This is a genomic window from Mesorhizobium sp. WSM3866, assembly GCF_002294795.1.
GTDB lineage: Bacteria > Pseudomonadota > Alphaproteobacteria > Rhizobiales > Rhizobiaceae > Mesorhizobium.
In genome coordinates this window covers 472,069-492,956 of record NZ_NSGC01000004.1, presented here as the reverse complement: position 1 = coordinate 492,956, position 20,888 = coordinate 472,069, and the positions used below count along the sequence as shown (strand labels likewise).

Here is a 20,888-nt window from a genome sequence, read left to right as displayed (position 1 = left end):
GAACTCTCATTCTCAAAGCTCAGCACCCAGGCAGGCAATCCGCAAGTGCGGATCAACCCGCCAAAAAGGTGTCCGCCCAGTTCGATACCGCCCAGCGCGGGTTGTTGGCGATGTTGCCGACAGTGTCGCGGGCGACGGAAATGAAGCTCCACTCGGCGACGTTGATCAGCGGCAGGTCGGCCGCCACCATTTTCTGGAATTCCTTGTAGAGCTCGGTGCGGGCGGATGTGTCGAGCGTCTCTGACGCTTTGGCGATCAGCGCATCCAGGTCGGCGTTCTTGTAGCCGCCCTGGTTGGAGAAGGGCACGCCGTCGGGGATGCCGCTCTGCACCAGGATGGTGGTCGAGATCGCCGGGTCGCCGCGGAACACCGGCGGGCCGACGGCGAGGTCGAAGGCGTGGTCGGTATAGACCGCTTTCATATGGGCGGCCGAGTCGTTGTTGACGATTTGGGCGTCGATGCCGATTAGGGCCAGCGCCTGGCGCAGGTAATCGCCGAACTGCTTGGTCTCATTGAAATACGGCGCCGGCAGCAGCTTCAGTGCAAAGCGCTTGCCGTCGTCGGCCCGTTTGTAGCCGGCCTCGTCGAGCAGCTCGTTGGCCTTGGCGACGTCGAAGGGGTAGATCGGGACGTCAGCAGTGTAGAATTGCGGATCGTTCTTCGGCACCGGACCGGTTGCGGTCGCGGCGTAGCCGAGGAAAATTGTCTTGACGACGAAATCCTTGTCGATGGCATGCGCGATCGCCTGCCGCACTTTCAGGTCCGCCAGTTCCTTGCGGCGATGGTTGATCTCGACGACGAGCTGGTAGGTCAGCCCCTCATAGCCCTTGGTGATGACCTTCAGGCCCGGCACCTTTGAGATGCGGTCGAGGTCGGCGAGCGGCACGGCGGAGAAGGCGGCGAGCTGGATTTCTTCCGCCTCGAGCGCCGCAGCCGCAGAGGTTCGGTCGGGCAGCACCTGGTAGACGATCTCGTCGAGATAGGGCTCGTCCTTGTCCCAATAGGCATCGTTCCGCGCAAGCCGATAGTACTGGCCGGCCTTGTATTCGGCGAATTTGAACGGGCCGGTGCCGACCGGAGCGTTGTTGGCCGGGTTGTCCTCGATCTTGCCCACCTCATAGACGTGCTTCGGCACGACGCTGCTCAATGCCGGCAGCGCGTTGCGGATCAGCTGGAACGGCGTCGGCTTGGCGAATTTGAACACGGCCGTCAGCTTGTCGGGCGTGTCGACGGCTTCAAGGTCCTTGAACACCGTGCGGCCGAGATTCTGCAGAGGCTTCCAGACCTGCAGCGCGGAGAAGGCGACGTCGGCGGAGGTGAAGGGCTTGCCGTCATGCCATTTGACGCCGTCGCGCAACTTGAAGGTCACCGACCGGCCGTCGGCTGCGCCTTCCCAGGAAAGCGCAAGGCGCGGCTGAAGCCCGTCCTTGCCGTCGAAGGAGGCCTCGGCCAGCGCCTCGACCACCTTGCTGGAGATGAAGAAGACGCCGTTGGAAGCGACAATAGCCGGATTGAGGTTGCGCGGCTCGGAGTCGGCGGCCACGATCAACCTGCCACCCTTCTTCGGCGTCTGCGCCCGGCCGATGGCCGGCAAGGCGGTCGAGGCCAGAAGCAGTGCCGAGCCGGCCAGCAGGCCGCGGCGTGAAATCGGCAATCCGGACATCCTCAAGCTCCCCTCTTCACCCGCGACCGGCGCGGGCAACCTCAAAATCAGCGGGATTATGGCCCTTGGCAAAGGTTTCGCCAGAGACGGATTTGGCGCATGCTGGCTTGGCTCTGAAATTTTCGTCCGCTGGACCAGTTATATTCGGGCTGCGGTCGCGGCTATCTGGTAGGACCAGACTAAGCCGTACGCGGCCTCAAGCCAAGTAGGAGAGGGCGGGATCAGCCGGATACTGTCAATTCTGGCTGGACCAAAACGGTCAAGATGGTGCAGATTTGGCCGCAAACGGCAGTTTCATCATGTTTGACTGCTTGAGCGGCCGAGGAAATCAGGGAGGGAAAGATGAACATCGCTCCGGGCAAAACCGAGGCCAGCGGCATCCCGTTCGACCAGGCTCGGGTGGACCGGCTGATGGAGGAGGCCGGCATCGATGTGCTTTTCGCCACCTCCAAGCACAACACGCAATATCTGCTCGGCGGCTACAAGTTCATCTTTTTCGCGGCGATGGACGCCATCGGCCATAGCCGCTACCTGCCGATCGTCCTCTATGAAAAAGGCGGGCCGGAGCATGCGGCCTATATCGGCAACAAGATGGAAGGCGGCGAGCACGAGAACCATCCGTTCTGGACACCGACATTGCATGCGGCCTGCTGGGGCACGCTCGACGCCGCCAACCTTGCCGTCGAGCATCTGCAGAAGATCGGCAAGGGTGCTGCCCGCATCGGCATCGAGCCTGCTTTCCTGCCCTCGGACGCTTACTCGCTGATCTGCAAGGCCTTGCCGGATGCAAAGCTGATCGATGCCACCGGCATGCTGGAGCGCATGCGCGCCGTCAAGACCGAGGCCGAACTGGAGAAGCTGCGCATCGCCTCGGAACTAATCACCGATTCGATGCTGGCGACGATCGCCTGGGCGCGCGAGGGCACGACCAAGACCGACATCATCGAGCAGTTACGGCGCGAGGAGACCAATCGCGGCGCGCATTTCGAATATTGTCTGCTGACACTGGGTGCCAGCCACAACCGTGCCGCCTCGAGCCAGACGTGGAAGCAGGGCGAGGTGCTGTCGATCGATTCCGGCGGCAACTATCACGGCTATATCGGCGACCTCTGCCGCATGGGTATTCTTGGCGAACCGGATGCCGAGCTCGAGGATCTGCTGTCCGAAGTCGAGTCGGTGCAGCAGGCCGCGTTCTCCAAGGTCAAAGCCGGCACGCTCGGCGGCGACATGATCGCGCATGCCGAGAGCGTGCTGAAGGCTTCCAAGGTCGCGGCCTATACGGATTTCTTCGCCCACGGCATGGGGCTGATCACGCATGAAGCGCCGTTTTTGATGACCAACCATCCGGTCACCTATGAAGGCACCTATGCGGCCAAGCCGCTGGAAAAGAACATGGTGCTTTCGGTCGAGACCACCATGCTCCACCCGACGCGCGGCTTCATCAAGCTCGAGGATACCGTGGCGGTGACCGACACAGGCTATGCGATGTTCGGCGATCGCGGGCGTGGGTGGAACAGGGGCGGGGTCGCCTAGAGCGCGCTCGGGAAACCAATCACTCCGAATGACCGAGTTCAAACCTCGGGGCGGCTTCTGCGGATTGATGGGAAACAAGCTTCGTCGTGCGCGCCCGCCGTCCTGGGTGTATCTTGCTGACTTGAGTTGTGGCCCGGCGCCTCCTACCAGACCGATTACGTCGGGCCGGTAGCAGGAGGAAGTTATGGCAGACGTAACATCAAGAAATCAGAACTCCGAGCTCATTCGGCGGGGTTACGCCGCCTTCAACTCCGGAGACATGGACACGCTTGCGCAAATCATCGACGAGAAATGCACGTGGCACAGCCCGGGAAGGAATCCGATCGCCGGGGATTACAAAGGCCGTGAGGCGACTTTTGCCCAGTTCGGCCGTTATGGCGGGCAAACCCTTGGCACCTTCAGGGCGAATCTTCTGCATGTCATGGAAAGTGAGGACGGTCGTGTAGTCGGCGTCCATCGCAATACCGGGGAACGCAACGGCAAACAGCTTGATGTGCTCTGTTGCATCGTCTTCGACATCAGGGCCGGCAAGGTAGTCGATGGCCGGGAACACTTCTACGACCTCTACGCCTGGGATGCATTCTGGGCTTAGCCTGGAGGTGCTATTCGCGGCAACTCGCACGAGACTGTGCGCGATATCTCCGCACACCTGTTTGCTGTAGCCCCCATACATACCTGGAGAGGTGATTGCGAAGCAAACCGGTGGGCGAATAACGCCCGCAAGCGATTTGCCATCAATTGCTTGCGTCTCGCGGCAGCAGCTTGAAATCCGGCAGGTCACGCAGCGCTAGCTCGGGGCCGGCCGGCGAATAGACGACGAAAAGCTGCATCGGCTGATCGCCCGTGTTGAGCGTCGAGTGGAAGCGGCTTTCCGGCACATAGACGGTGCAGCCGGGACCGACCTTGGCGACCACCGGATTGCCCTTCTCGTCCTCGACCATCTGTTCGCCATGGCCGGAAATCACGAAGATGATCTCCTCCGCGCCTGGGTGGTTGTGGCGGGTGTGCCCCTTGCCGGGCGGCAGGTCGACGACGCCGCCGGAGAAGCGCTCCGCGCCGTTCACTTCCGGCGCGACCGTGAGGGCCAGCTTGCCCCAGTCGAAGCCGAAGGCGCTGACCTCCTTCGGATAAACGAACACCTTGCTCTTGTCGGCCATTGCCTCATCCCTTGCTAGTTGCTGGCATTTTCGCTTTGCCGATTGCCGCTGCCTTGAAATCCGCCGTCTGCCTGGCGATCGCCGCCTCGGCCGGCAGCCGTTCCATCGAGCTTGCGCCGTAGAAGCCGTGCAGTCCTTCGCAGCGCTCGAGTATGTAGCGCGCGTCATGGGGCATGGAGATCGGCCCGCCATGGCAAAGCAGGATGACGTCCTTGCGCACCGAGCGCGCGGCATCGGCAATGGCGTCGATCTCCTCGACGCAGGCATCCAGCGACTTCGCCGAGGTCGCGCCGATCGAGCCGCCTGTGGTCACGCCCATATGGGCTACGACCACGTCGGCGCCCGTCTTGGTCATGGCGCGCGCCTCGTCGGGGTTGAAGACGTAAGGCGTGGTGAGCAGGTCGAGCTTGTGCGCCTCGGCGATCATGTCGACCTCGAGGCCAAAACCCATGCCGGTCTCCTCGAAACTCTGCCGCATGGTGCCGTCGAAGAGGCCGACGGTCGGAAAATTCTGCACGCCGGAAAAGCCCATCGTCTTCAGTTCGGCGAGAAACAGCGGCATGATGACGAAGGGGTCGGTTCCGTTGACGCCGGCCAGCACCGGCGTCTTCTTTACCACCGGCAGCACCTCATAGGCCATTTCCTTGACGATCTCGTTGGCATTGCCATAGGCGAGCAGGCCGGCGGCCGAGCCGCGCCCGGCCATGCGGTAACGGCCGGAATTGTAGATGATGATGAGATCGATGCCGCCGGCTTCCTCGGCCTTGGCCGACAGGCCGGTACCGGCCCCGCCGCCGACGATCGGAACGCCATCGGCGATCATCTTGCGGAACCTTTCCAGTATGGTTTTGCGCGGGATGGCGGCCATGTTTGTCGGATCTCACTTCTTGGCGATGTCGAGGAAAGCCTCGGCCGCGGCCTTGGCGAATGCAGGATCGTTGATGTGCAGCGGCAGGCGCGTCACGATACGGTTCCCGGTCGGCTTGATGGTGTGCTCGATGGCCTCGAACAGCGCCGCATCGGCTTGCGGATTGAAGAAGGCGCCGCCTTCGACATCGAGCGCCGACACGCCTTTTTCCGGGATCAGGAAGCGCACCGGGCCGTCGCAACGGGCGAGGCGGCCGCCGATCCATTCGCCGATCCGGCGGCTCTCCTCGGCGGTAGTGCGCATCAGCGTGACATTCGGATTATGCTCATAGAACAGCCGCCCGCGATATTTGTCGGGGATAGTCGGCGGCGCCCAGAAGTTCACCATGTCGAGCGCGCCGACCGAGCCGACATAGGGCAGTTTCGTGCGAGCAATGGCGCCGAAGCGATCCTCCGTCGCCGGCAGCACGCCGTCGAACAGCAGATCGCAGACCTCGGTTGTGGTGATATCAAGGACGCCGGCGAGCAGGCCGCTATCGGCAAGCTTCTCCATCGAGCGGCCACCTGTGCCGGTCGCATGGAAGACCATGCAGTCATAGTCGGCGCGCAAGCGCTCGACGATTGCCGTGACACAGGGCGTGGTGACGCCAAACATGGTCAAGCCGAGCGCCGGCTTGCCGGCAGTTGACGGGGCCGGCCTCGCCGCCATGCCGGCGATCGCCTGGGCGGCGTTGTGCAGGACGACGCGCGACAGACGATTGAGGCCGGCCATGTCGGTTACCGACGGCATCATGACGATGTCGGAGACATCGACGTAAGGCGCGGTATCGCCGGAGGCCAGCGTCGAGACCACGATCTTCGGTAGACCGAGCGGTAGGGCGCGCATGCCGGCGGTGACAATCGATGTGCCGCCGCCGCCGCCAATGCCGATCACGCCGGCGACGTCGTCGCGCGATTGGATGAAGCGGATAAAGGCGACACCCATGCCGGCAACGGCGAGTCCGCGGTCGTCAGTGCCGAGCACGGCGCCGGCTCCATCGGGATGATGCGCGGCGACCTCGCTTGCCGCGACATCCACCGGGACGGTCGCGCCGCGTGTGCCGATGTCGACGCGGACGACCGAGCCGCCGCCGGCGGCGACGGCGTCGGCCAGGAAGGCAAGCTCCTCACCCTTTGTGTCGGCGGTGCCGACCACATAGATACGCTTCATTCGCCTTTCCCCGTCGTCTCCTCTGTTAGCCGGCCTGCTCGGCGGTGCGGCCTGCCGCTTCGGGCCCGGCGCTTGGTCCGGCCATTGCAATTTTTTGAGACGCGCGTATCGTATTGATATGGATGTCTCACGTCAACAAGCCGCTTCCGATGACGCCGAGCAGCTAAGAGCCGGGAAGGGGGCTCGCGCCCGTACCAGGCGGCTGATGCTGGAAACGGCGACGCGGCTGATGCAGTCCGGCGTGACGCCTTCGGTCAGCGAGGTTGCAGAGGCTGCGGAAGTGTCGCGCGCGACCGCCTATCGCTACTTTCCGAGCCAGGCCGCGCTGGTGCAGGCGGTCGTCGACGAGGGGCTCGGACCGATCCTGACCTGGAAATCGAATTCGAAAGATCCGGAACAGCGGGTCGCCGAACTCTTCGCCTCCGCCATGCCGCGCATCGAGGCTTTCGAGGCGACGTTCAAGGCGGCGCTCAAGCTTTCGCTCGACCAGTGGGCGAGACGGCAGGCTGGCACGCTAGGCGCCGAACCGGCTTTCAAGCGCGGCCATCGGATCGACCTCCTGAAGGACGCGATCGCTCCGCTCAAGGGTCAGCTCAAGCCGCGCCAGTTCAGGCGTCTTGCCCAGGCGCTGTCGATGATGTTCGGTGTCGAGGTGCTGATCGTGCTGAAGGATATGTGGGGGCTGGACAGCCGTGACATGATGGCGGTCGCCGAGTGGACGGCGGGCGCGCTGGTGCGCGCGGCGGTAGCGGAATCAGGAGCGAAGGCGACTGGAGGTTCGGCACCAGCTGAAATAGACATGTCCTGAATCTGGTTCGACCAGATTGGAGAGGATACCAACAACAATGACTGCAATACATCGCTGGAGACAAGGTTTCCGCATATCAAGGAGTACGAAAAATTATAGAAAACAGAGGGATATCGCTTTGAGCGGCTTGTGGAACCGTTTTGGACTGCACAAGAAAGAACTTGACGTCCCTCTTGAATTGGTAATACCAGATCAGGACGCGTAAAGCGGAGCGAAGGTGGAGGTTGCGATCGATTTTTCTGGTCGGGCGAGGAGGCCCGAAACCGGAAATGCCGTCACGGGAGGAACTGCCAGGGCCGACCGCTATGCCGGCCCGCATGACAAGGTAGAAGGCGCACAAGGGAGGAAAACTATGCGCAAGATAGTGACCAGCGTGATCGCTGGTATCGGGCTGGCGCTTGCCTGCGGGACATCCGTCCGCGCGCAAGACAAGGAACTCACCATCTTTTGGGCGGAATGGGATCCGGCGAACTATCTGCAGGAACTCGTCAACGACTACACGGCCGAGACGGGCGTGAAAGTCACGGTGCAGACCACGCCGTGGCCTGATTTCCAGACCAAGGCCTTCACCGAGTTCAACGCGCATGGCGACGCCTACGACATGGTGGTCGGCGACTCGCAATGGCTGGGCGCCGGCTCGACGCAGGGCCACTATGTGGATCTGACCGACTTCTTCAACAAGCATAAGCTTGGCGATGTGATGGCGCCCGCGACCATCAAATATTATGCCGAGTACCCGGGCGGTTCCGGCAAGTACTGGGCGATCCCGCTGGAAGGCGATGCGATCGGCTGGTCTTACCGCAAGGACTGGTTCGAGGACCCGAAGGAGAAGGAAGCCTTCAAGGCGAAGTACGGCTACGACCTCGATGTTCCGAAGACCTATGCGCAGCTGCGCGACATCGCCGAGTTCTTCCATCGTCCGGACCAGAAGCGCTACGGCGTCGCGATCTACACCGACAACTCGTATGACGCGATGGCGATGGGCGTCGAAAGCGCGATCTTCAGCTATGGCGGCGATCTCGGCGACTACGCGACCTACAAGGTCGACGGCATCACCAATTCCAAGGAGGCCGTCGCCGGCCTCGAAATGTACAAGGAACTCTACAAGTTCACGCCTCCCGGCTGGGGCAAGACGTTCTTCGTGGAAGACAACCAAGCCATCACTGGCGGGCTCGCCGCGATGAGCATGAACTTCTTCGCCTTCTTCCCGCCGCTGGTGAACAAAGCCACCAACCCCTATGCCGACGTGACCGGCTTCTTCGCCAACCCGGCCGGTCCGGACGGCAAGCGCTTCGCCGCTCTCGGCGGCCAGGGCATCTCCGTCGTCTCGTACTCGAAGAACAAGGACGAGGCGATGAAATTCCTTGAGTGGTTCATCAAGGACGAGACCCAGAAGAAGTGGGCCGAGCTCGGCGGCTATACCTGCAGCCAGGCAGTGCTGAAGTCGGAGGCCTTCCAGAACGCTACGCCGTATAACAAGGCCTTCTACGACACGATGTTCATGGTCAAGGACTTCTGGGCAACGCCTGAATATGCCGAAGTGCTCGATCAGCTGAACCAGAACATCTATCCGTTCGTGGTCGGCGGCAAGGGCACCGCCCAGGAAGCGCTCGACAAGACCGCCGCCGACTGGAAGGCGACGTTCACCAAATACAACCGCTACAAGTAGGCGTCACAGTCAGAATGCCGGAGGAGGGTTTCCCCTCCGGCATTCCTGTTTTCAGGGAGAACGACCGTTGGCTTCGGTAGCCCTTACCAATCTTGATCCAGCATCCAGGGCCGCCGCGCGAGGCTGGTCGGATCTGACCATCCGCAACATGTTCATCATCCCGACGCTGGTTTTCCTCATCGTCTTCAACATTTTTCCGCTGATCTATTCGCTCGGCTATTCCTTCACCAACTTCGCCGCGAACCGCAGCGAGCCCTGGCAATTCGTCGGCCTGCAGAATTACCGCGAGCTGCTCAGCGACGATCACATCTGGTCGAACTTCGTCATCACCGCGAAATATGTGATCGTGTCGGTGGCCGGGCAGATGATCGTAGGCTTCGGCCTCGCGCTTCTGCTCAACCGCAGCTTTCCGATGAAGGGCCTGATCACGACCTTGCTGTTGCTGCCGATGATGATGTCGGCGGCGGTCGTCGGCCTGTTCTGGCAGCTGCTCTACAGCCCGTCCTGGGGACCGATCAACTACGTCTTCGGCCTCGGCGACTTCGCCTGGCTCTCCAATCCCGACAGCGCGCTCTACGCCGTCGCGATCACCGACATCTGGATGTGGTCGCCCTTCGTCATGCTGCTGTCGCTCGCCGGCCTGTCGGCGGTGCCGCAGCACCTCTACGAAGCCGCCGCGATCGACCGCGCCAGCTGGTGGTACACCTTCACCCGCATCACGTTGCCGCTGGTCTCGCCGATCCTTTTGATCGCGCTGATCTTCCGCACCATGGAAGCCTTCAAGACCTTCGACATCGCCTACACGATGACGACTCAGCCGACCGCCGAGCTGATCGCGATCCGGCTCTACAAGCAGGCCTTCCAGCAGTGGGACACCGGCAAATCCTGCGCGCTCGCCTACATCGTGCTGATCATGGTGCTGGCCATCACCAACCTCTACGTAAAGTATCTCAACAAGGTGAAGGAGCGCTGAGATGGCCGCCGTCCGCACTTCTTCCGAGGTCGCGCTCAACCGTGTCGCCATCGCCGCGGTGCTGATCGCCACGCTGGTCTTCCTCGCACCGATCTATTGGATCGCCTCGACGGCATTCAAGCCGAAGGAGCTCGCCGTCAGCGTGCCGCCAACCGTGCTGTTCGAGCCCGAGGTGACGCCGTTCGTGCGGCTCTTCACCAAGCGCGTGCAGATGCAGAAGACCGTCGACCCGCAAGTCTACGAAGCCGCGCCCTGGTGGGAAAAGCGCATCTACGACGGCGGCGAGCGGGTACTGAAGGTCGGCAAGGACGTGCAGCTTTCGCAATATCCCGACCGGTTCATGAACAGCCTGATCGTGGCGGTGGTCAGCACCGTTCTCGCCGTCGGCATGGGAACCTTCACCGCCTACGGCTTCTCGCGCTTCAAGATCGCCGGCGAGGCGGACCTTCTGTTCTTCATCCTGTCGACGCGCATGCTGCCGCCGGTGGTCGTCGCCATCCCGATGTTCCTGATGTACCGGGCAGTTGGCCTCAACGACTCCCATATCGGCCTGATCATCCTCTACGTCGCCTTCAACCTGTCCTTCTCGGTCTGGCTGATGAAGGGCTTCATGGATGAGATCCCGAAAGAGTATGAGGAGGCAGCGCTTGTCGACGGCTATACGCGCATGCAGGCCTTCTTCAAGATCGTTCTGCCCGAGGCCGCAACCGGCATCGCCGCCACCGCCGTGTTCTGCTTCATCACCGCCTGGAACGAGTACGCTTTCGCGCTGATCATGACCAACCGGCGCGCCCAGACGGCGCCGCCCTTCATCCCGTCGCAGATCGGCTCCGGCCTGCCGGACTGGACCACGATCGCGGCGGGCACGTTCCTGTTCCTGCTGCCGGTTGCGATCTTCACCTTCCTGCTGCGCAACCACCTGCTTCGCGGCGTGACTTTCGGAGCGATCCGCAAATGAGTTTTCGCGCCGTCAACGAGAAGTACCTTTTGCCGGCATCGCAGATCCTCATGGTGCTCGGCATCGTCGCGCTCTGCCAGCCATGGAGCCTCAGCCTGCATTCCTATGGGGTGACGATCATCCTGATCGGGCTGATCGGCTTCAACATCACGTCGAAAATCGCACCGGAGCAGAGAGAGGAAACCGGCGCCGTGACGCATGAGGGGGCCGGGCAGTGACGCAGATCGAACTTCGCGGCATCGAGAAATTCTTTGGTGCGGTCCAGGTCATCCATAATCTGAACCTCGCCATCGCCGACAACGAGTTCATCGTGCTGCTTGGACAGTCGGGCTGCGGCAAGACGACGACGCTGCGCGCGATTGCCGGGCTCGAGACGATCGATCAGGGCGACATCCTGATCGACGGCAAGGCGGTGCAGCATCTGAAAGCTGCAGACCGCGACATCGCCATGGTGTTCCAGTCCTTCTCGCTCTATCCGCATATGACGGTGTTCGAGAACATCGCCTTTCCGTTGCGGGCCACGCGGATGAGCAGCAGTGAAGTCGACACCTCGGTGCGCGAGATCGCAAGGGTGTTGCGGATCACCGACCTGCTCGACAAGCGACCGTCTGCGCTTTCGGGCGGCGACATGCAACGCGTGGCGATCGGCCGCGCGCTGGTGCGGCGGCCGAAGGCGATGCTGATGGATGAGCCGATCGGCGCCCTGGACGCCAAGCTGCGCGAGGAAATGCGGGCCGAGATCAAGCGGCTGCACATCAAGCAGGGATCGACCACGATCTATGTCACCCACGACCAGATCGAGGCGATGAGTCTGGCCGACCGCATCGTCATCATGCATGAGGGCTTCATCCAGCAGGTCGGCACGCCGGACGAGGTCTACTCGCATCCGGCAAACCTGTTCGTGGCGCAATTCGTCGGCAGCCCGGTGATGAACATCGCCGAGGCGAGCGTCGCCGATCTGGCCGGCGCGGCCTCCGTCACCGTCGGCGGTGCGCCGGCGGGTTTCGAGTTCCCGCGCGAGCTCCTGTCCAGGCTGAACGGGCATTCCAATGGTGGCTTGACGCTCGGCATCCGTCCGGAAGGCGTGCTCGTCCGGCATGATGCCGCTCCCGGCTACGTGCCGGTCGAAGCGCAGATCATCGAGCCGCTCGGCTCCTTCGACATTGTCGACCTCAAGGTCGGCTCCAAGATGCTGCGCGCCCGCACCAAGGCAGGCTACGTGTCGGGTCCGGGCGAGAAGGTTCATGCCCGCATCGACCCGGAACAGGCGCATTTCTTCGACACGGCAAGCGGCAAGTCGCTGGGAGTAAGGCTGTAATGGCCCATATCGAACTGAAGAACATCACCAAGAAGTTCGGCGGCCATACCGCGCTGACGGGTCTCAACCTCAATATCGCCGATGGCGAGTTCTTCGTGCTTTTGGGCGAAACCGGCGCCGGCAAGACGACGACGCTCCGGATGATCGCCGGCCTCGAGAAACCGACCGAGGGCCAGGTCTTCATCGACGGCGTCGACGTCGCCGACTGGAGCGCGGCCGAGCGCGACGTGGCCTTGGTGCTGCAGCAATATTCGCTCTATCCGCGCTACACGGTGCGGCAGAATCTCGAGTTTCCGCTGAGGCCAAAGATTCGCCGGCTGCCGGATGCCGAGATCAAGGACCGCGTCGCGCGCGCCGCCCGCACGCTGCGCATCGAGCATCTGCTCGACCGCAAGACCGACCGGCTCTCCGGTGGCGAGATGCAGCGCGTCTCGATCGGCCGCGCGATCGTGCGCAAACCACGCGTGTTCCTGATGGACGAGCCGCTGTCGGCGCTCGACGCCAAGCTACGCGAGGCGCTGCGCACGGAGTTGAAGAACCTGCAGATGCAGCTCGGTGCCACCTTCCTGTTCGTCACCCACGACCAGATCGAAGCGATGTCGATGGGCGACAAGGTCGGCGTGCTGAACCATGGCCGCATCGTGCAGACCGGCACGCCGCAGGAGATCTACAACAATCCCCGCGATACCTATGTCGCAAGCTTCGTCGGCTCGCCGCCGATGAACCTCATCGACGGCACGCTGGTCGACGACCGCGCGGTGATGGCGCCGATGAGTTTCGAATTGCCGGTTGGCGGGGGGGCCAGGGCTTCTTGGGGGCTAAAGACGGGGGGCGCGACCGACGGTCGCCCGCTCGTCTTCGGCATCCGTCCGGAGGACGTCTATCTGGAAGGCGGCGCGCCGGTCGAGGCTAAGGTCCACGATGTCGAGAACCACGGCGTCGAGAAGATCGTGACGCTGAGGGTCGGCGACACGATGCTGAGAGCCACCGTGCCGGCGAGAACCGCCGTCGAAATCGAGCAGCCGGTCCGCTTTGCCTGGAACGCGGACAAGGTGGTGCTGTTCGATAAGGGCAGCGGGGTGAGCCTGCGGCACGCCGGATAGCGGGCGGACCGGCCGATTGCTGTCGGCTTGCACTTACTTCGGCAGATAGGTCTCGTAGGGCGTGTCGTTGATCAGCAGGATCACGCATTCGGTGTCGGACAGGCAGGCATCGTCATGCATCTCGTTGGCTTTCTGGGTCCAGTAGGAGCCCGGCGGCAACTCGACCCTGGTCGCCTCGCCGCCCTGGATCTGCCAATGCGCCCAGAGCCCCTTGATGACCACGGCGCGATAGTCGGCGGTGTGCGCGTGGACCGGTGCGCGCCAGTTCCCGGGAACTTTGAGCAGCGTGCCGGCCGCGCCCTCGGTCCGCGAGCCCCATAGCGGGCCGAGGCGCTGCGGCTGGTCCGGCGCTTCGACGACATAAGGGATCTTGTCGGCCGTCAGATAGCTGTCTTCAAGGCCGAATGCCTGCCCCGGAGAGATGGTGAGCGCGGCGAGCGCAAGCGCTGCGAGTTGATTAGCCATGAGCGGTTCCTCCTCGGCTCAGCTTAGGCAATCCCTGTCGGTGAAGAATGACGCGTCGTCCAAAAGACTTGGCAATTCCTCCAGCGTGGTAGCGTCCTGAACGCCGGCTGTCAGGATTGCTCGCCGCCGCCATTGCGCAGATGGCTCGGCGCGACACCCATCACCCGCTTGAAGGCGCGGCTGAAGGAAGCTTCCGAATCGTAGCCCAGTTTCGCCGCCACGACAGACACCCGCATGCCGTCGCGGGCGAGCCATTGCCGCGCCTGATGCATGCGCACGCGCAGCACATATTTGGCCGGCGTCTCGCCGACCACGGTGGCGAAGCGCTGCGCGAAGGCGGAGCGAGACGCGCCCATCAATCGGGCCAGGGCCCCGACCGTCCAATCCCGGTCGGGCTGCAGATGAATAGCGGCGAGCACCTTGCCGACGTCAGGATTGCGCACCGCGGCGATCCATCCGGTCGCGTCGCCGCAGCCGTTCTCTACCCAGGAGCGGATGATTGTGGCGGCGAGCACGTCAGCCAGGCGGGCGAGAATGCCGCCCGAGCCGACCCGGTCCATCGTCACCTCGCCAGCCATCGCATCGAGCAGATGCTGGATGCCCGGCGCGTTCGCCATCAGCTTATGCGCCTGCATCAGGTCGGGCATCATGTCGAGCAGCGGATGCGAGCCGTCGAGATTGAAATGCATGCTGCCGCAAAACAGCAAGGTCTTGCAGCCGTCGCAGCCGTTGGAGACGTCATAGATGTTCTCGCAGACCGGCTCGATCGTATAGCGGCCGATCGGCACGGGCGGAACGCCCGGCGCGCTCGCCAGCACATGCTCATCGCCACGCGGGATCAAGAGCGCGTCGCCGACAGAGAGCTCGATCCATTCCTTGGCCGGTGAGAACAGCCAGCAGCCCTGTTGGCCGATGAAATGGAACCGCGCCGCCTTCTGCGCGGGGAAGGAAACGGCCCACGGTTCGCCCAGCACGCAGCGGCCATAGTCGACGCCGTCGAGCCGCAATCCGCGCAGCATGTCGGTCAGCGGATCGCCGGACGCCGGGAATGTGGTTTTGGACGAATTGTAATTCATTCCGGCGTTTCTAGCATGGAAACTCCAGCCGGTCACTCCCTATGTTGCACTGCAGCGTCGCGCGCCAGGCCTGTAACGGGTGGATCCCGAACTGGCGGTCTTCCAAATGGCGCCGCAAAACAGATCGGAGATTTCCCATGACCGAACCCGCCACAGGCGTCATCGATGCCGCTGTTCTCGATAGAACCGAAGCCGAGGAGCGAAGCGAGCCTGTATGGGGCGCGGTGGTCTCGCTGGCGCTCGGCGTGTTTGGCTTGGTGACCGCCGAGTTTCTGCCCGCCAGCCTGCTGACGCGGCTGGCGCAGGATCTCGGCGTCAGCGAAGGCGCCGCCGGCCAGGCCGTGACGGCGACGGCCGTCGTCGGCGCGATCGCAGCACCCACGATGGCCATCGTCACCAAGCGGCTGGACCGCAGGCTGGTCATGTGGCTGCTCACCGTGCTTCTGATCGTCTCCAACCTGCTTGCCGCCTTCGCCTCCTCGCTCACGATGCTGCTTCTGGCTCGCGTGGTGCTGGGCGTCGCGCTCGGCGGCTTCTGGTCGATGTCGGCCGCCATGGCGATGCGACTGGTGCCGATGCGGCTGATGCCGCGCGCAATGTCGATCATCCTGACCGGCGTATCGGTGGCGACCGTCACCGCGGCGCCGGTCGGCGCCTATGTCGGCGACATCTGGGGCTGGCGTACGGCCTTCATGATCGCGGCGGTCGTCGGCGCGCTGACGCTGCTCGTACAGCTTGCCACCATCCCCAGCCTGCCGCCGACGGCCGTGGCGAGCTTTCGCACGCTGATCGAGGTGCTGAAGCGGCGGACGATCCGCATCGCCCTGCTGGTCGTGCTGCTCGTCGCCTCGGGACAGTTTGCCGGCTTCACCTATGTGCGGCCATTCCTGGAGATGGTGCCGGTCATGCCGATCGAGACCATCTCGCTGGTGCTGCTCGCCTATGGCATCGGCGGCTTCTTCGGAAATTTCGCCGGCGCCTTCCTGGCCGAGCGCAATCTGAAGCTTGCGGTCGGATTGGCGCCGCTGCTGATCGCGCTGTCGGCGCTTGCCATGCTCACCATCGGCGCTTCACCGGTGATTGCGGCAATAGCAGTTGCGGCATGGGGCTTTGCCTTCGGCGCGGTGCCGGTCGGGCTGCAGACTTGGCTGGTGCGCGCCGCTCCCGACCAGGCCGAGAGCGCCGGCGGCCTGATGGTAGCGACGTTCCAGGTGGCGATCGCGCTGGGCGCAGTCTTCGGCGGCCTGCTGGTCGACCATGCCGGCGTAGCCAGCGCATTCGGCTACGGTGCCATGGCAACGCTGCTCGCGGCGCTGGTGACTTTCGCCGTCGGGCCGAAACAGGTTTGATTAACCTTGGGCCGACAAGCCAGCCGGTACGGCCGGCTTGTCGGCAGAGCGATGCAGTCTGGACTAAGCCGAGCGGCCGTCGAACTCGAATACCTCGATGGCGGCGTGATCGATGCCGTCGAGGCAATTGATGTTGATGTAGGCGCTGCGCTCGCTGCCTTGACTGACATCCTCGGCGAAGGGATGGATGCCGCAAGTCCGGCAGAAGCGATGCGCGATCAAGCCCTTGCCGAAGGTGTATTTGCCGAGGTCGTCGCCCCAGGCAACCAGGCGCATGCTGTCGTGCGGCACGGCCCAAAGCAGCGCCCCCTTGCGCGCGCAGATCGAGCAGTTGCAGCGCACGGCGCCGCCGAGCTCGCCTGCGACCTCGAAAGCCACCTTGCCGCAGTGGCAACTGCCTTTGTACAGCATCAGTCTCTTTCCTATCGCTGGCAGGTGCAAAGGCACCCTTGCCGGGTTATCCATCCCGCTAGCCAAATCGGCTGCCTTAAAAGACGTTGCATCCTTGCGGAGTCCGACATCGACATGCAATCCGTGCGCGACCGTCTCGAAATCATCCTGTCACGTCTTGCCAATCGCGCGGCTGACGAAAAGGTCTACGTCAAGCTCTATACCCAAGCGGCGCTCGCCGCAGCGGATGCAGCCGACGCGCGGCAAAGAGCCGGGGTCTGCCTCGGGCCGCTCGATGGCGTGGTCGTGTCGATCAAGGATCTGTTCGATGTCGCCGGCGAGCCGACCCGGGCAGGCTCGGCGATGCTCGCCGGTGCTCAGCCCGCCGCGCAGGACGCGGCGATCGTGCGCCGGCTGCGCCAGGCGGGCGCAGTGATCCTCGGCAAGACCAACATGACCGAATTCGCCTTCACCGCGATCGGCGACAACCTGCACTACGGCACACCGGGCAATGCGGCGGATGCCAGCCTGATCCCGGGCGGTTCTTCATCGGGCGCCGGCGTTGCGGTGGGCGAAGGCAGCAGCCAGATCTCGATCGGCTCGGACACGGGCGGCTCGGTTCGCATCCCGGCCTCGCTCAACGGCGTCGTCGGCTTCAAGCCGACGGCCCGGCGCGTGCCCTTGGATGGTGCCTTTCCCTTGTCGGCGACACTGGATTCGATCGGTCCGCTCGCCCGCAGCGTCGGTGATTGCGCGGTTGCCGACGCGATCATGGCTGGGGAGGAGCCGATGGCGCTTCAACCGATCCCGCTCGCCGGTCTGCGCATCGGTGTTCCGCGCGGCCGGCTCTTTGATGACACGCAAGCCGACGTCGCCGCGGCCTTTGAGGCGTGCACCAGCCAGATGGAGCGGGCAGGGGCGCGCGTTGCCGATCTATCGATCGATGACCTCATTGGCGGGATGCGCGCGGCGACCATGCGCGCCTCGATCGCGTCGATGGAGGGTGCGGAGGTGCATGCCGACTGGCTGGCGACCGGGGCCTCGGTGCCCGTCGACCCACATGTCAGCGGGCCTTTGTCGCGCGCGCTGGCGGTTCCCGCTTCCGCCTATATCAGGACAATCCGTCGCCGGGCGGAACTGGTCGCGGCCATGACGGAACGGCTGCAAGCGGTCGACGCGCTTGCTCTGCCGACCGCGCCGATGGTCGCGCCGTCGATCGTGGCGATGGCCGGCGACGAAGCGCTACGCGACAGGACGGAAGGCTTGCTCCTGCGCAACACGCAGGTCGCCAACCAGTTCGATCTCTGTGCGATCTCGCTGCCGATGCCGGGCACGAAGCTGCCGGCTGGGCTGATGCTGGTGGCGAGGCATGGGCACGACCGACGTCTGCTCGGAATTGCTGCCGCGGTGGAGGCTTTGCTGAGCGGTTGAGGTGGTGCAGCGGCGCAATCAGTCGGCCGGAAAGCGCCGACGGTAACGCTCGATCACTTCCGGATTCCGCAGGTTGACCGGCAGCTTGTCGGCAAGCACCAGCAAGGCCTCGTTCGCAGCGCCGACGCCCATGCGCATCATCGATTCCTCGGTGATGCCGGCCATATGCGGAGTGATGATCACGTTGTCAAAGCTGAAATAGGGATGGCTCGGCGGCAGCGGCTGGGTCGCAAAGACGTCGAGCGCCGCACCGCCGATGCGGCCTCTTCGCAGCGCTTCAATCAGCGCCTCGTCATCGACCACCGGCCCGCGCGAGACATTGATCAACAGCGCATTGGGCTTCATGCGGGCGATGCGCTCGCGGCTGATCAGGCCGCGGGTCTCCTCAGTCAGCGGGCAGCAGAGCACGATGATGTCGCTCTGCTCGACCAGCGCGTCGATCGACAGGAAGCCGACGCGCTCGGGCGCCGGGCGCAGGCTGCGCGTCGTCGCCACGACCTTGAGATCGAAGCCGTGCGCGGCGATGTGGCCGACGGCTTGGCCGACGGCGCCGAGGCCGACAATGCCGATCGTCTTGCCGGCGAGCTCGCTGGTCGAATTGGCGTGCTCGCGCCCGGCGAGCCAGCCCTTGGCGCGCAGGTCGCGATCCATGATGCGGAAGCGCCTGAGCAGCGCCAATGCCGTGAACACCACATGTTCGGCCACCGAGCGGGCATTGACGGCCGGCACGTTCGCCACCAGCACGCCGGCGGCGGTGGCCGCCTCGACCGGGATCATGTCCAGTCCCGCGCCATGGCGGATCGCGGCGCGCAACAGGGACGCGCCTGCGAACAGCTCCGGCGGCAGCGGCGCTCGGACGATGACGATGTCGGCGTCTTTCGCCTCGGCAGCCAGCGTTTTTGCATCGAGCGCGGAGGCGACGACCAACCGGCCGGCTCCCGCCAGCATGCCTGTCGCGCGCGGATGTAGCGGGTGCGTCGACAGGATCTTGCGCATGAAGCTCAGGCCCTTTCGAGCGCCGCGCTTTTCGGCTCGGTCCAGCGACCTTCGATAATCCCCTTCCAGTAGCTCTCGGCCCCTTGCAGGTGCGCACTCATCAGCGCCTGGGCGAGGTTGCCGTCGCGGCGCAACAGCGCCTCGTAGATCTGGATGTGTTCGGCATGCGAGCGCATGCTGCGCTCCAGATCGTTGAAATAGATCGGCAGGCGCTGCTCGCCCATCAGGTAGTAGACGCTGCAGATGTTGTGAAAGACGCCGTTCTTGGTCGCTCGCACGATCTCGAGGTGGAACTCGCGGTCTTCCTTGGCGAGGCCTTCGCCGGCGGCGATGCGCTCCTCGGAAGCCTTCAGGATCTCGCGCAGCCGCTCGAAATTCTCCTCGGTGGCGCGTGAGCAGGCAAGCTCGGCCGCCTTGATCTCGTGGATCTTGCGCAGCTCGACGGTCTCGTAGATCTGCACCGGATCCAGCGGCAGGCCCGCGCGGGCGAAAAGCGCTAACGCTTCCACGCTCGCCTGCTTGGTATCGATATAGATGCCGGACTTGGCGCGGCGCTCGACGATGCGCATCGCTTCGAGGATGGCAAGCGCCTCGCGGATCTGGCCGCGGCTGACGGCGAAATGCTCCGCCAGCTCGCGCTCCGACGGCGTGCGGCCCGACTCCTTGTCCGAGTTGGAGAACAGATAGGCGGCGAGTTCCGCAAGAAGGTTCTTTTCTTTCATCGTCAAATGCGTAGCGCGTGCGCCTCCAGGAATCGCTCCGAAACGGTGAAACCCAATCCGGGCTTTTCAGGGATCGCTATCATACCGTCCTTTGCTTCGACAGTCTCCTCGACGAGATCGTGGATCATCGGATTGGCGCCCAGCGAATACTCGACGATGAAGGTCGCGGGGGAAGCCGCGCAGACATGCAGTCCGGCGAAGAAGCAGGGCGCGCCGGCCCACAGATGCGGCGCGAAGCGCAGGTTGAAGGCGCTGGCGATGGTGCCGATCTTCATCGCCTCGCTGATGCCGCCGCAGAAGGCGGGATCAGGCTGGAAGATGTCGGCCGATTTCAGCACGGCCAGATCGCGAAAGGCATAGCGGGTCGCCTCGCTCTCGCCGGTGGCGATCGGGGTCGAACCGGACGCGCGCACCTCGGCCATACCGTGCTTGTCGTCGGCGATCACCGGCTCCTCGAACCAAGCCAGATCGAGATCGGCGGTGAGGCTGATGAAGCGCTTGGCCTCGGCGACGGTGTAGGTGCCGTGCGCGTCCACCATCAGTTCGACGTCAGGACCGATCGCTTCCCTGGCGGCGCGGACGCGCGCGGCGGAGATATGCGGGGCGCCGTCCATGGCGCCGATGCGCATCTTCAGCGCCTTGAAACCGCCTTTGGCGATATAGGATTTGAGCTGGTCGCCGATGGTATCGGCTGGCGCCCAGCCGCCCGAGGCATAGGCCTGCATGCGCTCGACCTTGCGGCCGCCGAGCAGCCGCCAGACCGGCTGCCCCAGCGACTTGCCGAGGATGTCCCAAAGCGCGATGTCGACCGCGCTGATCGCCGCCACGCTCATGCCGCGCCGCGCCAGCTGGGGCATGGCATGGCCGGCATGGGCCGCCGTGTGGTGTCGCACGCCGTTGTAGAGCATCTCCCAGATGATGCCGATATCGGCCGGATCACGGCCGATGAGCTGCGGCGCAATTTCGTGGTTCAGCATGTGGACCAGCGCGCCATAGCTGCCGGCGCTGCCGGCGGCGTTCTTGCCCTCGCCCCAGCCGACCAGGCCGTCGTCGGTCTCGACGCGCAGGATGGCGGCGTCGAACGTCGTCACCTGACCGAAGTCGCTGCGATGCTGCTTTGCGACTTCGATCGGTATACGAACCCACCAGGCCTGGACGCTTTTTATACGCATCTTGATCCCCGGCCCGCCGCCCGGCCAG

General features: G+C 63.9%; 21 protein-coding genes. 11 read left to right on the top strand and 10 right to left on the bottom strand.

Annotation, left to right across the window (positions count from 1 at the left end):
• Positions 1 to 52 precede the first annotated feature (52 nt).
• Positions 53 to 1,663, bottom strand: a complete 1,611-nt coding sequence (locus CK222_RS12905) for an ABC transporter substrate-binding protein (RefSeq protein WP_095800612.1) — start codon at positions 1,661 to 1,663, stop codon at positions 53 to 55.
• Positions 1,664 to 2,005: 342 nt separating this feature from the next.
• Here CK222_RS12905 and CK222_RS12900 point away from each other — a divergent pair, with 342 nt between their 5' ends.
• Together CK222_RS12900 and CK222_RS12895 are read left to right on the top strand one after the other, a co-directional pair.
• Positions 2,006 to 3,196 (top strand): Xaa-Pro peptidase family protein, encoded by a 1,191-nt coding sequence (locus CK222_RS12900; RefSeq protein ID WP_095800611.1) that lies wholly within the window; start codon positions 2,006 to 2,008, stop codon positions 3,194 to 3,196.
• 184 nt (positions 3,197 to 3,380) lie between these two features.
• Positions 3,381 to 3,788, top strand: coding sequence for a nuclear transport factor 2 family protein (locus CK222_RS12895; RefSeq protein ID WP_067318995.1), 408 nt, complete (start codon positions 3,381 to 3,383; stop codon positions 3,786 to 3,788).
• Positions 3,789 to 3,930: 142 nt separating this feature from the next.
• Here the strand turns inward: CK222_RS12895 and CK222_RS12890 are convergent, their stop codons facing one another.
• The 3 genes from CK222_RS12890 to CK222_RS12880 are packed head-to-tail and all read right to left on the bottom strand — an operon-like array spanning position 3,931 to position 6,430.
• Positions 3,931 to 4,353 carry a cupin domain-containing protein gene (locus tag CK222_RS12890; RefSeq protein ID WP_095800610.1) on the bottom strand — a complete coding sequence of 141 codons (423 nt, stop codon included), beginning with the start codon at positions 4,351 to 4,353 and terminating at the stop codon, positions 3,931 to 3,933.
• Between the two features lie 4 nt (positions 4,354 to 4,357).
• On the bottom strand, positions 4,358 to 5,221 hold the full coding sequence (locus tag CK222_RS12885; protein WP_095800609.1) for a phosphoenolpyruvate hydrolase family protein: 864 nt from the start codon (positions 5,219 to 5,221) through the stop codon (positions 4,358 to 4,360).
• A 12-nt stretch (positions 5,222 to 5,233) separates the two neighbouring features.
• Complete coding sequence (locus tag CK222_RS12880) at positions 5,234 to 6,430, bottom strand: Tm-1-like ATP-binding domain-containing protein (RefSeq protein ID WP_095800608.1); 1,197 nt, start codon at positions 6,428 to 6,430, stop codon at positions 5,234 to 5,236.
• Between the two features lie 118 nt (positions 6,431 to 6,548).
• Here CK222_RS12880 and CK222_RS12875 point away from each other — a divergent pair, with 118 nt between their 5' ends.
• From CK222_RS12875 to CK222_RS12845, 7 genes are all read left to right on the top strand, one after another.
• Positions 6,549 to 7,238: a TetR/AcrR family transcriptional regulator gene (locus CK222_RS12875; protein WP_095800607.1), complete on the top strand. Its 690-nt coding sequence runs from the start codon at positions 6,549 to 6,551 to the stop codon at positions 7,236 to 7,238.
• A gap of 352 nt (positions 7,239 to 7,590) precedes the next feature.
• Positions 7,591 to 8,907, top strand: a complete 1,317-nt coding sequence (locus CK222_RS12870; RefSeq protein WP_066989980.1) for an extracellular solute-binding protein — start codon at positions 7,591 to 7,593, stop codon at positions 8,905 to 8,907.
• A gap of 67 nt (positions 8,908 to 8,974) precedes the next feature.
• Positions 8,975 to 9,880 carry a sugar ABC transporter permease gene (locus CK222_RS12865; protein WP_095780122.1) on the top strand — a complete coding sequence of 302 codons (906 nt, stop codon included), beginning with the start codon at positions 8,975 to 8,977 and terminating at the stop codon, positions 9,878 to 9,880.
• 1 nt (position 9,881) lies between these two features.
• Positions 9,882 to 10,838 (top strand): carbohydrate ABC transporter permease, encoded by a 957-nt coding sequence (locus CK222_RS12860; RefSeq protein ID WP_066989974.1) that lies wholly within the window; start codon positions 9,882 to 9,884, stop codon positions 10,836 to 10,838.
• The gene (locus tag CK222_RS12855) at positions 10,835 to 11,056 is read left to right on the top strand and encodes a hypothetical protein (protein WP_066989971.1); all 222 of its coding nucleotides are present in this window, start codon (positions 10,835 to 10,837) and stop codon (positions 11,054 to 11,056) included. Before CK222_RS12860 ends, CK222_RS12855 begins: the two co-directional genes overlap by 4 nt.
• Entirely contained in the window at positions 11,053 to 12,156 is a 1,104-nt protein-coding gene (locus CK222_RS12850) for an ABC transporter ATP-binding protein (protein ID WP_067318983.1), read from the top strand. Before CK222_RS12855 ends, CK222_RS12850 begins: the two co-directional genes overlap by 4 nt.
• Positions 12,156 to 13,259, top strand: a complete 1,104-nt coding sequence (locus tag CK222_RS12845; RefSeq protein WP_095800606.1) for an ABC transporter ATP-binding protein — start codon at positions 12,156 to 12,158, stop codon at positions 13,257 to 13,259. The genes CK222_RS12850 and CK222_RS12845 overlap by 1 nt, the downstream gene beginning before the upstream one ends.
• 33 nt (positions 13,260 to 13,292) lie before the next feature.
• Here the strand turns inward: CK222_RS12845 and CK222_RS12840 are convergent, their stop codons facing one another.
• Complete coding sequence (locus CK222_RS12840) at positions 13,293 to 13,724, bottom strand: DUF4437 domain-containing protein (protein ID WP_095800605.1); 432 nt, start codon at positions 13,722 to 13,724, stop codon at positions 13,293 to 13,295.
• A 110-nt stretch (positions 13,725 to 13,834) separates the two neighbouring features.
• Positions 13,835 to 14,800 carry an AraC family transcriptional regulator gene (locus tag CK222_RS12835; protein WP_067318977.1) on the bottom strand — a complete coding sequence of 322 codons (966 nt, stop codon included), beginning with the start codon at positions 14,798 to 14,800 and terminating at the stop codon, positions 13,835 to 13,837.
• Between the two features lie 137 nt (positions 14,801 to 14,937).
• Here CK222_RS12835 and CK222_RS12830 point away from each other — a divergent pair, with 137 nt between their 5' ends.
• Positions 14,938 to 16,149, top strand: a complete 1,212-nt coding sequence (locus tag CK222_RS12830; protein ID WP_095800604.1) for an MFS transporter — start codon at positions 14,938 to 14,940, stop codon at positions 16,147 to 16,149.
• Positions 16,150 to 16,212: 63 nt separating this feature from the next.
• Here the strand turns inward: CK222_RS12830 and CK222_RS12825 are convergent, their stop codons facing one another.
• Entirely contained in the window at positions 16,213 to 16,560 is a 348-nt protein-coding gene (locus tag CK222_RS12825) for a GFA family protein (RefSeq protein WP_095800603.1), read from the bottom strand.
• A 114-nt stretch (positions 16,561 to 16,674) separates the two neighbouring features.
• On the opposite strand from CK222_RS12825, the gene CK222_RS12820 reads away from it, so the two are divergent.
• Positions 16,675 to 17,970: an amidase gene (locus CK222_RS12820; protein WP_095800602.1), complete on the top strand. Its 1,296-nt coding sequence runs from the start codon at positions 16,675 to 16,677 to the stop codon at positions 17,968 to 17,970.
• Positions 17,971 to 17,988: 18 nt separating this feature from the next.
• Here the strand turns inward: CK222_RS12820 and CK222_RS12815 are convergent, their stop codons facing one another.
• Genes CK222_RS12815 through CK222_RS12805 form a run of 3 tightly spaced genes read right to left on the bottom strand, consistent with a single transcriptional unit; the run spans position 17,989 to position 20,860 of the window.
• Positions 17,989 to 18,966 carry a hydroxyacid dehydrogenase gene (locus CK222_RS12815; RefSeq protein ID WP_095800601.1) on the bottom strand — a complete coding sequence of 326 codons (978 nt, stop codon included), beginning with the start codon at positions 18,964 to 18,966 and terminating at the stop codon, positions 17,989 to 17,991.
• A gap of 5 nt (positions 18,967 to 18,971) precedes the next feature.
• The gene (locus tag CK222_RS12810) at positions 18,972 to 19,688 is read right to left on the bottom strand and encodes a FadR/GntR family transcriptional regulator (RefSeq protein ID WP_067318961.1); all 717 of its coding nucleotides are present in this window, start codon (positions 19,686 to 19,688) and stop codon (positions 18,972 to 18,974) included.
• Between the two features lie 2 nt (positions 19,689 to 19,690).
• On the bottom strand, positions 19,691 to 20,860 hold the full coding sequence (locus CK222_RS12805) for a mandelate racemase/muconate lactonizing enzyme family protein (protein WP_095800600.1): 1,170 nt from the start codon (positions 20,858 to 20,860) through the stop codon (positions 19,691 to 19,693).
• Positions 20,861 to 20,888 lie beyond the last annotated feature (28 nt).

Excerpts from the sequence above, each read along its gene's own strand:
- CK222_RS12840 (WP_095800605.1), bottom strand. The coding sequence starts at position 13,724 with ATGGCTAATCAACTCGCAGCGCTTGCGCTCGCCGCGCTCACCATCTCT.
- CK222_RS12900 (WP_095800611.1), top strand. The coding sequence starts at position 2,006 with ATGAACATCGCTCCGGGCAAAACCGAGGCCAGCGGCATCCCGTTCGAC.
- CK222_RS12880 (WP_095800608.1), bottom strand. The coding sequence starts at position 6,430 with ATGAAGCGTATCTATGTGGTCGGCACCGCCGACACAAAGGGTGAGGAG.
- CK222_RS12825 (WP_095800603.1), bottom strand. The coding sequence starts at position 16,560 with ATGCTGTACAAAGGCAGTTGCCACTGCGGCAAGGTGGCTTTCGAGGTC.
- CK222_RS12855 (WP_066989971.1), top strand. The coding sequence starts at position 10,835 with ATGAGTTTTCGCGCCGTCAACGAGAAGTACCTTTTGCCGGCATCGCAG.
- CK222_RS12875 (WP_095800607.1), top strand. The coding sequence starts at position 6,549 with ATGGATGTCTCACGTCAACAAGCCGCTTCCGATGACGCCGAGCAGCTA.
- CK222_RS12810 (WP_067318961.1), bottom strand. The coding sequence starts at position 19,688 with ATGAAAGAAAAGAACCTTCTTGCGGAACTCGCCGCCTATCTGTTCTCC.
- CK222_RS12895 (WP_067318995.1), top strand. The coding sequence starts at position 3,381 with ATGGCAGACGTAACATCAAGAAATCAGAACTCCGAGCTCATTCGGCGG.
- CK222_RS12845 (WP_095800606.1), top strand. The coding sequence starts at position 12,156 with ATGGCCCATATCGAACTGAAGAACATCACCAAGAAGTTCGGCGGCCAT.
- CK222_RS12870 (WP_066989980.1), top strand. The coding sequence starts at position 7,591 with ATGCGCAAGATAGTGACCAGCGTGATCGCTGGTATCGGGCTGGCGCTT.
- CK222_RS12815 (WP_095800601.1), bottom strand. The coding sequence starts at position 18,966 with ATGCGCAAGATCCTGTCGACGCACCCGCTACATCCGCGCGCGACAGGC.
- CK222_RS12830 (WP_095800604.1), top strand. The coding sequence starts at position 14,938 with ATGACCGAACCCGCCACAGGCGTCATCGATGCCGCTGTTCTCGATAGA.
- CK222_RS12885 (WP_095800609.1), bottom strand. The coding sequence starts at position 5,221 with ATGGCCGCCATCCCGCGCAAAACCATACTGGAAAGGTTCCGCAAGATG.
- CK222_RS12860 (WP_066989974.1), top strand. The coding sequence starts at position 9,882 with ATGGCCGCCGTCCGCACTTCTTCCGAGGTCGCGCTCAACCGTGTCGCC.
- CK222_RS12905 (WP_095800612.1), bottom strand. The coding sequence starts at position 1,663 with ATGTCCGGATTGCCGATTTCACGCCGCGGCCTGCTGGCCGGCTCGGCA.
- CK222_RS12890 (WP_095800610.1), bottom strand. The coding sequence starts at position 4,353 with ATGGCCGACAAGAGCAAGGTGTTCGTTTATCCGAAGGAGGTCAGCGCC.
- CK222_RS12835 (WP_067318977.1), bottom strand. The coding sequence starts at position 14,800 with ATGAATTACAATTCGTCCAAAACCACATTCCCGGCGTCCGGCGATCCG.
- CK222_RS12820 (WP_095800602.1), top strand. The coding sequence starts at position 16,675 with ATGCAATCCGTGCGCGACCGTCTCGAAATCATCCTGTCACGTCTTGCC.
- CK222_RS12805 (WP_095800600.1), bottom strand. The coding sequence starts at position 20,860 with ATGCGTATAAAAAGCGTCCAGGCCTGGTGGGTTCGTATACCGATCGAA.